This is a genomic window from Kitasatospora sp. MBT63 (genome assembly GCF_000710465.2).
In the GTDB taxonomy this organism is placed as follows: Bacteria; Actinomycetota; Actinomycetes; order Streptomycetales; family Streptomycetaceae; genus Kitasatospora.
Genome location: NZ_JAIZ01000694.1, coordinates 18,063 through 28,024 on the forward strand (window position 1 = coordinate 18,063; position 9,962 = coordinate 28,024).

General features: G+C 75.4%; 9 protein-coding genes. 6 read left to right on the forward strand and 3 right to left on the reverse strand.

The features are described 5' to 3' along the window. The first annotated feature begins 173 nt into the window (after positions 1-173). The 4 genes from AA75_RS36610 to AA75_RS36625 all read left to right on the forward strand — a co-directional run bounded on the left by AA75_RS36610 (position 174) and on the right by AA75_RS36625 (position 4,345). Positions 174-1,493 (forward strand): NYN domain-containing protein, encoded by a 1,320-nt coding sequence (locus tag AA75_RS36610; RefSeq protein ID WP_082527093.1) that lies wholly within the window; start codon positions 174-176, stop codon positions 1,491-1,493. Between the two features lie 160 nt (positions 1,494-1,653). Continuing rightward, the gene (locus tag AA75_RS36615; protein ID WP_033824742.1) at positions 1,654-2,643 is read left to right on the forward strand and encodes an ABC transporter ATP-binding protein; all 990 of its coding nucleotides are present in this window, start codon (positions 1,654-1,656) and stop codon (positions 2,641-2,643) included. A gap of 64 nt (positions 2,644-2,707) precedes the next feature. Continuing rightward, positions 2,708-3,517 (forward strand): ABC transporter permease, encoded by an 810-nt coding sequence (locus AA75_RS36620; protein WP_051814063.1) that lies wholly within the window; start codon positions 2,708-2,710, stop codon positions 3,515-3,517. Positions 3,518-3,562: 45 nt separating this feature from the next. After that, the gene (locus AA75_RS36625) at positions 3,563-4,345 is read left to right on the forward strand and encodes a hypothetical protein (RefSeq protein ID WP_063794516.1); all 783 of its coding nucleotides are present in this window, start codon (positions 3,563-3,565) and stop codon (positions 4,343-4,345) included. A gap of 176 nt (positions 4,346-4,521) precedes the next feature. Here AA75_RS36625 and ybaK read toward each other — a convergent pair whose 3' ends face one another. From ybaK to AA75_RS36640, 3 genes are all read right to left on the reverse strand, one after another. Further along, positions 4,522-5,016, reverse strand: coding sequence for a Cys-tRNA(Pro) deacylase (gene ybaK / locus AA75_RS36630; RefSeq protein WP_033824729.1), 495 nt, complete (start codon positions 5,014-5,016; stop codon positions 4,522-4,524). A 67-nt stretch (positions 5,017-5,083) separates the two neighbouring features. Beyond that, positions 5,084-5,812 carry an LON peptidase substrate-binding domain-containing protein gene (locus AA75_RS36635; RefSeq protein WP_033824730.1) on the reverse strand — a complete coding sequence of 243 codons (729 nt, stop codon included), beginning with the start codon at positions 5,810-5,812 and terminating at the stop codon, positions 5,084-5,086. Between the two features lie 134 nt (positions 5,813-5,946). Next, positions 5,947-7,524, reverse strand: coding sequence for a hypothetical protein (locus tag AA75_RS36640; RefSeq protein WP_033824731.1), 1,578 nt, complete (start codon positions 7,522-7,524; stop codon positions 5,947-5,949). A 96-nt stretch (positions 7,525-7,620) separates the two neighbouring features. On the opposite strand from AA75_RS36640, the gene hisD reads away from it, so the two are divergent. Both hisD and AA75_RS36650 read left to right on the forward strand, forming a co-directional pair. Continuing rightward, the gene (gene hisD, locus AA75_RS36645; protein WP_033824732.1) at positions 7,621-8,928 is read left to right on the forward strand and encodes a histidinol dehydrogenase; all 1,308 of its coding nucleotides are present in this window, start codon (positions 7,621-7,623) and stop codon (positions 8,926-8,928) included. Beyond that, positions 8,925-9,962: histidinol-phosphate transaminase (locus tag AA75_RS36650; protein WP_033824733.1), on the forward strand; the 1,038-nt coding region annotated here is incomplete at its 3' end. The genes hisD and AA75_RS36650, both read left to right, overlap by 4 nt.

Consider the following 9,962-nt stretch of genomic DNA (forward strand, 5'->3'; position numbering starts at 1 on the left):
GGCCGTGCTCCGGGGCGACCGGGTTCCGCGTCCTCACCAGGGGTGCTGCGCCGCCCGGTGGATTCGGGTGGTTCGCCCGGCGTACCCGGGGTAAAGGAAGGCCCAATAGCCGCACGGACCGCCAGGGTCGGCCCCCCACGCCGCCCGGCCGACCCGAGAAGAGGTGCGGAGCTGTGGACCGTTGTGTCGTTCTGGTCGATGCCGGCTACCTGTTGGGAGCCGCCGCCAGCCTGCTCGCCGGAGAGCCCGGACGCTCCCGGGTGGCGGTGGACCACACCGTGCTGATCTCGGCACTGCGCGAACGCGCCGAGGCGGAGACGGGACTGCCGCTGCTGCGGATCTACTGGTTCGACGCGGCCCCCGAACGCCGCCCGCTGCCCGAACACCGCAGGCTGCGCGTGCTGCCCCGGGTCACCGTACGGCTCGGGGCGCTCACCCGGGCCGAGGGGCGGTGGGTGCAGAAGGGCGTGGACGCCGCGATGCACGCGGAACTGTCCGAACTGGCCCGCAACCACGCCTGCGCCGACGTGGTCCTGGTCACCGGCGACGGCGACCTGCTGCCCGGCGTGATGTCGGCCAAGGAGCACGGGGTCGCCGTCCACCTGTGGGCGTTGCAGGCCGCTGACGGTGACTTCAACCAGTCCGAGGACCTGGTCGGCGAGGCCGACGAGCGCCGGGTGCTGGACCGGGAGTGGATCGAGCGCTGGGCCCGGCTGAAGGAGCAGCCGCTCTTCCAGTCGCCGTTCCCCGCCCCTACCCCCGCGCCCGAGATCGCGGAGATCTCCGAGATCATGGCGGTCGGCGCCGAACCGGTCGCCGCCCCCGCGGCCGCCACCCGGACCCGCCCGGCCGCCGCCGCGCTGCGCATGATCCCGACCCCCAAGGACCTCGCGGTCCGGGCCACCGCCCCCGCGGCCGCCGCCACGCTCGGCGGCCCGGTGCTGCGCTGGTCGTCCGACCGTGGCTGGGTGGACCGCCCGGCCGCCGAGGCGGTCGCCACCACCGCCGCCGACGGCCTGCCCACGCTCGCCCAGCTGACCAGCGCCGAGCAGCGCTGGGCCGACCGCGAGGAGGACATCACCAGCATCGGCGGCGACGCCCACGAGGTCGGGCAGGTCTTCGCCCGCCGCTGGTGCGACCGCCTGTGCGCGGCCGACCGGCTGGGCGCCGTCGACCGGCAGGGCACCCGCGACCGGCTCGGCGTGCTCTGGCGCGACTACCCGCGGATCCCGCACCGGCTGGACGGCGAGCTGCTGCGCTACGCCGCCCGGTTCGGCCTGCTCGCGCACAAGGACGACCAGATCGACGAGCACGACCGGTACGCGATCCGGGCCGGGTTCTGGAAGGAGTTCGCCGCCCGGGTCCCGCAGGAGCAGCCGCACGGGCAGCCGGGGGAGGCGGCCGTCCCGCAGGCCAGGGAGGCTGTCGGCGAGGGCCCCCGGCAGACCGCCGCGGGCGCCGCCGCGCACGACGGCCGGGGCGCCGGGGACTGAGGGCCACGCCCGGCGGACGGATTGACCCCGTTGTCCGGATCCGCACCGCCAGCGCGTAGAGTCTTCGACCGTGAGCGACACCGACCGGCAGGCACCCCAGGCCTCGCCGCACGCCGATCCGGCCGGGCCCGGCCGGGACTCGGCGGGGCCCTGCTGCACGGTGCGCGGCCTGGTGAAGAGCTACCCCGGCGGCCGTCGCCCCGGGCCGCGCAGGAGCGCCGCCCCGGCGGGCGCGGCCGACGGCGGCGCCACCCGGATCCTGGCCAACGACGGCGTCGACCTGACGGTCCACCGCGGTGAGATCTTCGGCCTGCTCGGCCCGAACGGCGCGGGCAAGTCCACCCTGGTCCGCCAGCTCACCGGCCTGCTGCGCCCGGACGGCGGCAGCATCGACATCCTCGGCCACGACATCGTCCGCCACCCCGAACGGGCCGCCCGGCTGCTCGCCTACCTGGGCCAGGAGTCCACGGCGCTGGACGAGCTGACCGTCGCGCTGGCCGCCGAGACCACCGGACGGCTGCGCGGCCTGACCCGCGCGCAGGCCCGCGCCGACTCCGCAGACGTGCTCACCGAACTCGGGCTGGAGCCGATCGCCGGCCGTCCGCTGGCCAAGCTGTCCGGCGGCCAGCGCCGGCTGGCCTGCTTCGCCGCCGCGCTGGTGGGGGAGCGGCCGCTGCTGGTCCTGGACGAGCCCACCACCGGCATGGACCCGGTGGCCCGGCGCGCGGTCTGGTCGGCCGTCGACCGCCGCCGCGCCGAGCGCGGCACCACGGTGCTGCTGGTGACGCACAACGTGATCGAGGCGGAGACCGTACTGGACCGGGTCGCCGTGGTCGACGCCGGCCGGGTGATCGCCTGCGACACGCCCGGCGGGCTGAAGGCCTTGGTCGACGGTGACGTCCGGCTGGACCTGGTGTGGCGCACCGACGCCCCGCTGGACGTCCCCGCCGTCGCCCGGCTGGCCGAGCGCGCCGAACGCACCGGGCGCCGCTGGACCGTGCGCACCACCCCCGAACACGCCCGGGAACTGGTCGCGGCCGTCACCACCGGCCCCGCCTTCGCCGCCCTGGACGACTTCACCCTGGCCACCCCCAGCCTGGAGGACGCCTACCTGAGGCTCGGCGGCCGGAGCGGGGGGCTGGCCAGATGAGCGCCACCGCAGCGGCCGCCCGGACCGAGGACCCCACCGACGCGCGTACCTGGAGTGTGACCGGGTGACCCTGCTCGACGCCCCCGCACCCGCCGCCACCCCGGCCGCGGCCGGCCCGGCCCCGCTGGCACCGGCCGCGCGGCTGCTGCCCGCACTGGCCGCCGTCTACCAGGCGCAGCTGGCCCGGGCCCGGGTGGCCCGGATCCCGCTGCTGTTCGTGGCGACCTTCCAGTCCGTCGGGATCCTGGTGATGATGCGCGGCGTGGTCGACCCGGGCGACAACCCGGCGGCCCGCTCGGTGGTGGCCGGCTCCGCCGTGCTGGTGGTGGCCTTCGTGGCGCTCAACCTGCTCGCCCAGTACTTCGGACGGCTGCGTGCCACCGGCGGCCTCGACCACTATGCGACGCTGCCGGTGCCCCCGGCCGCCGTGGTGCTCGGGGCGGCGGGCGCGTTCGCCTCGTTCACGCTGCCCGGGACGCTGGTGACGGCCGGGTTCGGCGCCTGGCTGTTCGGGCTGCCGGTGGCCAACCTGTGGGTGCTGCTGGCCGTGGTGCCGCTGGCCGGGGCGGCGCTGGCCGGGCTCGGCGCGGCCTGCGGGCTGCTGGCGCCCAAGCAGGAGATCGCCACCCTGCTCGGCCAGCTCGGGATGTCCGCCGCGCTGCTGCTCGGCGTGCTGCCGGCCGCCCGGATGCCGGCGGCCGTCCAGTGGCTGCGCGACCTGCTGCCGTCCACGTACGGGGTGGAGGCGTTCGCCCGGACGTTCAGCGGCCGGCCCGACTGGGCGGCCGTCGCCGGGGACCTGTCGGTGTGCGCCGCGGTCGGCCTGGTCTCGCTGACGCTGGCCACCTGGGCGTACCGACGGGCCACTCGCTGACGGGCTGACCTGAGCCCGGCCGCCCGGTCGTGAAACGATGGACGGGTGACCGTACCGAACACACCCGCGGGTGCAGGAAGCGGGCCGGGCTCCGCCGGGAACCCGTACGCCCCGCCGCAGCCCCACCCCGACGCGCCGACCGGACCGGCCGGGCCCGGCGGGCACCGGGGCGAGAGCCGGCCCGTGCTGCTGCCCGAGCTGCGGATCGGCGCCGTGACCGCCGTGGCCGGGGCGGTGCTGGGCGTGCTGCTCGGCCTGCTCTGGTACTGGCTGGCGCCCCGGGTGATGTTCCAGGTCAGCGGGAACCAGATCCTGTACATGGACCCCGAGGGCGAGCAGCGGGCCGCCGCGGACGGCGTCTTCGCGCTGCTGGCGCTCGGTGCCGGCGTGCTGAGCACGGTGGCGGCGTTCCTGCTGACCCGCGGTCGCGGTGGCGGGATCGCGGTCGCGGTCGGCCTCGCCGTCGGCGGGCTGGCCGGTTCGGTGGCGGCCTGGAAGCTCGGTGCGGCGCTCGGCCCGACCGCCGACCTCCAGGCGCACGCCCGGCAGGTCGGTGACGGCGGCACCTTCAGCGCCCCGCTGGAGCTCGGCGCGCACGGCGCGCTGCTGGTCTGGCCGATGACGGCGATGGTGCTGCTGCTGGCCCTGTCGGCCGCGTTCGGCAAGCGCGAGCAGGAACCGCTGCCGTACTGGGCGACCGGTCCGCAGTGGACCCTCCCGGGCGCCCCCGGTGCGACGCCCGGCCCGCCGCCCGCGCTGCCGTACGGCAGTGCCCCGCAGCCGCCCGCACCGCCGTACCAGGACCAGGCCCGCCCGCCGGAGCAGTGACGGACGGAGCGGTGAGGGCCTGGCAGTGACCGTGCGGCTGTGACGGCCCGGCGGGTGCGCGACGCTCCTGGGGGTGCCTCGCCGGTGCGGTGCCCGGGTGGCCGTTGCCTGCGGTGCTGCTGCCACCGCTCCCACCGCCGCGCGCGAGAGCGTCGAGCCCGCCGGGTCCGGCGAGTTCAGCGGCCGATCACGGCGGTCCGGGCCGAGGTGAGGGTGATCAGGTCGGCCGGTGCCAGTTCGACCTCCAGACCGCGGCGGCCGGCCGAGACGAAGACGGTCGGGTGGTCGAGCGCGCTCGCGTCCAGCACGGTCGGCAGCGCCCGGCGCTGCCCGAGCGGCGAGATGCCCCCGAGCACGTACCCGCTGCTGCGCTCGGCCGCAATGGGGTCGGCCATCGCCGCCCGCTTGCCGCCGACGGCGGCGGCCAGCGCCTTGAGGTCGAGCTTGCCGGAGACCGGTACGACGCCCACGGTCAGTGCCCCGTCGACCTCGGCCACCAGGGTCTTGAACACCCGCCCGGCCGGGACCCCCAGCGCCTCGGCGGCCTCGCCGCCGTAGGTCTCCGCGGCCGGGTCGTGCTCGTACGCGTGCACGGTGAACGCCACCCGGGCGGCGTCCAGGGCCACCGTCGCGGGTGTGCCCTGGCCGCCCTTCTTCGCCTTCTTCGCCATCGGTTCTGTTCTCCCCTCCAGGGACGCGGGTGCGGCCGGACCGTCGGCCGGTCCCTCGGCCGGACCCTCAGTTGGGACTGAACGCCTGCCGGGTCAGGTCGACCGCGGGCAGCGAGGGCAGCTGGGTGAGCAGCGCGGTCTCGCGGCGCAGCAGCTCCAGCTCCAGCGAGAGCCGGCCCGCGGTGTCGGGGCAGGCCAGCAGCAGCTGCTTGACCTGCGCGGGCAGGACGGCGGCCGCCGCGACCAGGTACGAGAGCACCTGCGGGTCGCCCGGCAGGTCCTGCTCGCCGGCCAGACTGGCCTCGCGGGCGCCGGCCAGCCGCTTCTGGTAGGCGCGGAAGGCCCGCACCACGCCGGCCGCGAGCGCACCGGCGCCTTCGCCGGGCTGCTCGGCGAGGGGTTCGGTCTCGGCGGTCAGGTACGGACCGCTCGCGTCGACCGACGTCAGCCGGAACCGGGTGGTGCCGGTGACCAACAGCTCGTACCGGCCGCCGGGCTGCTCGCGCAGCGAACTGATGTCGGCGACGCAGCCGGTGTCGTGGATCGCCTCCAGCGGGTCCCCGGTGACGGTGCCCAGGCCGTCGAGCGGTCCGGCGGGTTCGTCGCTCTCGCGGACCGGGGCCACCTCGCGGCCGTCCCGGATCGCGACGATGCCGAAGCGGCGCGGCCGGTCCTCGGGCTGCTCCTGGAGGTCGGCGACGAGTCGGCGGTAGCGGTCCTCGAAGACGTGCAGGGGCAGCACCAGCCCCGGATAGAGGACCGTGTTGAGCGGGAAGAGCGGCAGCCGTTCAGTCACGGCGCACAGCGTAGTTGCCGCGCCGCCGGTCCCGCCCCGCCGTTTGTGCGACGGGCCGCCCGAGTCGGCCGTCCGTGGCCGTCCGTCACCGCCCGGCCACCCTCTGCTTCCGCCACTCCTGCGCCGGGCGGCGGTCAGCCGCGCTGGAGCAGGCGGGTCGCGGCGGTCACGACGGTGGTGGCGAGGACCCACCCGGTGATCACCAGGGCGGCGGCCACCCACTGCCCGTGCTGGTCGGGGTTCCAGCCGCTCTGCCCGAGGTCGACCACCGGGATCACCTTGCTGAGCGCGTACAGCGGCGCGTTCCAGGCGGGGACCTCGTCGGCCTTCAGCGGCGGCGGCGGGTGCTCGGCGAAGTACCCGGTGCCCAGGCCCCAGGCCATGACCAGCCACAGCGCGGCCCGCCCGGGCCGGTAGCCGTAGCCGACGGTGAAGTCCTGCAGCAGGCCCCAGAGCCGTCCCGGCAGCGGCAGGGCGGCCCGGCGGCGGCGCTGCTTGGCGTACTGCACCTCGCGGGCGTCCTCGTCCCGGCCGTCCCGCCGCAGCGCGGCGGCCAGCTGCTCGTACGGCTCCGGCCGGTACTCGGCGAGCGCGCCCTCCAGCCAGGCGATCCGTTCCTGGACGGTGAACGGCCGGTCGGGGCGGAGCGACTCGTAGGTGAAGCCGGTCAGGCCGACCAGGCCGTTGCGCGGCCAGCTCTGCGGGGTGTCGACCAGGTTGCCGACCCGGGCGCGGGAGAGCGAGACCTTGCCGCCGGGCGGGGTGGGGCAGGTGATCCGCAGCTCGGGGGTCTGGATCCGGCGCAACGAGAGTTCCTGCAGCGGGGAGAGGTGGAACTCGGCGTTGGTGATCAGGCAGGCGTTCTCGAACCGGCCGTCGACCAGCCGGACGCCGCCGTGGGCCCGCAGCGGGGTGCTGGGGGTGCCGGGCGGGATCGGGGCGCCGTAGCCGTCGCCGTAGATGGTGCGGGAGTCGGCCCAGCCGCCGTCGAGGGAGCCGCCGAGGTAGAGGGTGTGGCCGACGGTGATGTGGGCCAGGTTGAGGCAGTTGCGGTCGTCGGCGGCGGCGTGCAGCTGGGCGCCGCGCAGCGAGAGCCGGCCGCCGATCCGCGCCGAGCGCAGGCTGACCTCGCCGTGCGAGGTGAGCCGGTCGGCCTCCAGGTCCTGGCTGACCGTGAGGCCCTCGGCGGAGACCGCGCGGCCGTGCCGGTCGGACCCGATGACGGCCTGGTTGAGCAGCAGATCGGTGCCGATCTTGGCGTCGGTGAGCCGGATGCCCTGCGGGAGGTGGCAGCGGGCCAGGTGCAGGTCGCCCTCGGTGGCCAGCCGGGACGCCTCGAGCCGGGGTATCAGGCAGTTGATCATCCGGACGGTGCCGGCCCGTGCCTCGGAGATCAGCACCTTCCGTTCGAACCGGCAGTGGTGCAGCTCGATGTAGTGGCCGATGTCGGCCCCGGCGAGCACCAGCGGCCCGGTGATCAGTGCGCCGCTGAGCTTGAGCGAGGCGACCCGCCCGGGCGCGGGGGCCGGTCCGGCCAGCAGCAGCCGGGCGATCACCTCCGAGCGGACGGTGCGTTCCGGCCCCCAGACGGCGGGTCCGGCGGCGTCGTCGACGGTGTCGTCGCCGACCCGCAGATCGTGCACGCTGCCCTGCCGGAAGGCCTGCCAGAGCCGCTGCTCGGTCACGGTCCAGTTGGCCGGTGCCTGGTCCACGCGCTCTCCCCCCGAAGATCTTCAGCTGTCTCGGCTTTCGTATCACGGACTGAAATGCCGGGCCGCCTGTTTCGGCCACTCCCTACACTTGGGCCTGTGATCTCTCGAATCGACCTGCGCGGCTCCTCCTCGGACCCGCGCGACGTGCTGCCCCGTGCCGAGTTCGACGTGGAAGCCGCCCTGGAGAAGGTGCGGCCGATCTGCGAGGACGTACGCCATCGCGGGGTCGCGGCGCTGATCGAGATCACCGAGCGGTTCGACGGCGTGAAGCTGGAGACCACCCGGGTCCCGCAGGACCGGATCGACGCCGCGCTGGAGGGGCTGGACCCGAAGGTCCGGGCCGCGCTGGAGGAGTCGATCCGCCGCGCCCGGCTGGTCCACCGCGAGCAGCGCCGCACCGACCACACCACCGAGGTGGTGCCGGGCGGCACCGTCTCCGAGCGCTGGGTGCCGGTCGACCGGGTCGGCCTGTACGTGCCCGGCGGCCTGGCCGTCTACCCGTCCTCCGTGGTGATGAACGTGGTGCCGGCCCAGGAGGCCGGGGTGGCGGGCATCGCCGTCACCTCGCCGCCGCAGAAGGCCTTCGGCGGTTCCGTGCACCCGACCATCCTGGCCGCCTGCGCGCTGCTCGGCGTCACCGAGGTGTACGCGGCCGGCGGGGCGCAGGCCATCGCGATGTTCGCCTACGGCACCGAGGAGTGCCCGCCGGTCAACCTGGTCACCGGCCCGGGCAACATCTACGTCGCCGCCGCCAAGCGCCTGCTCAAGGGCCGGATCGGGATCGACGCCGAGGCCGGTCCGACCGAGATCGCCGTCCTGGCCGACGACTCGGCCTCGGCGCGGGAGGTCGCCGCCGACCTGATCAGCCAGGCCGAGCACGACCCGATGGCCGCCTCGGTGCTGGTCACCGACTCGCTCGCACTGGCCGAGGAGGTCGAGGCCGAGCTGAAGACGCAGGTCGCCGCCACCAGGCACCGTGAGCGGGTGACCGAGGCGCTGGCCGGCCGGCAGTCCGGCATCGTGCTGGTGGACGACCTGGAGCAGGGCCTCGCGGTGGTCAACGCCTACGCCGCCGAGCACCTGGAGATCCAGACCCGGGACGCCCGCGCGGTCGCCGCCCGGGTGCGCAACGCCGGCGCGATCTTCATCGGCGCGTACGCCCCGGTCTCGCTCGGCGACTACGCCGCCGGCTCCAACCACGTCCTGCCCACCGGCGGCTGCGCCTGCCACTCCTCCGGGCTGTCGGTGCAGTCCTTCCTGCGCGGCATCCACGTCGTGGACTACTCCCGCGAGGCGCTGGCGGACGTCGCCGCGCACGTGGTCAACCTGGCCGAGGCGGAGGACCTGCCCGGCCACGGTGACGCGATCAAGGCCCGCTTCGACTGGACGGTACCCGGTACGTGAACCTGAACGACCTCCCCATCAGGGACGAGCTGCGCGGCCAGTCCCCGTACGGTGCACCCCAGCTCGACGTGCCCGTCCAGCTCAACACCAACGAGAACCCGTACCCGCTGCCGGAGCCGCTGGTGGCCCGGATCGCGGAGCGGGTCGCCGAGGCCGCCCGCCACCTCAACCGCTACCCCGACCGGGACGCGGTCGAGCTGCGCGAGGGCCTCGCCGCCTACCTGACCACCACCACCGGCTTCGCCCGCACCCGCGAGCAGGTCTGGGCGGCCAACGGCTCCAACGAGGTGCTCCAGCAGCTGCTGCAGACCTTCGGCGGGCCGGGCCGCACCGCACTCGGCTTCGAGCCCTCGTACTCGATGCACGCGCTGATCTCGCGCGGCACCGGCACCGAGTGGATCTCCGGCCCGCGGCGCGACGACTTCACCATCGACCTCGACGCGGCCACCCTGGCCATCGCCGAGCACCGGCCGAACGTGGTCTTCGTCTGCTCGCCGAACAACCCGACCGGCACCGCGGTCGCCGCGGACACCGTGCTCGCGCTGTACGAGGCCGCGCAGGCCGCCGGCCCGAGCCTGGTGATCGTCGACGAGGCGTACGTGGAGTTCTCGCACCGCGCCTCGCTGCTGCCGCTGCTGGCGGGCCGTCCCAACCTGGTGGTCACCCGCACCATGTCCAAGGCGTTCGGCGCGGCCGGCCTGCGGCTCGGCTACCTGGCCGCCGACGCGGCCGTGGTCGACGCCGTGCAGCTGGTCCGGCTGCCCTACCACCTGTCGGCGGTCACCCAGGCCACCGCGCTGGCCTGCCTGGAGCACACCGACACCCTGCTCGGCTACGTCGAGCAGCTGAAGGCCGAGCGCGACCGGCTGGTCGACGCGCTGCGCGGCCTCGGCCTGGAGGTCACCGACTCCGACGCCAACTTCGTCCAGTTCGGCCGCTTCGCCGACACCCACGCGGTCTGGCAGGCGATCCTCGACCGGGGCGTCCTGGTCCGGGACAACGGCGTCCCCGGGTGGCTGCGCGTCACCGCCGGC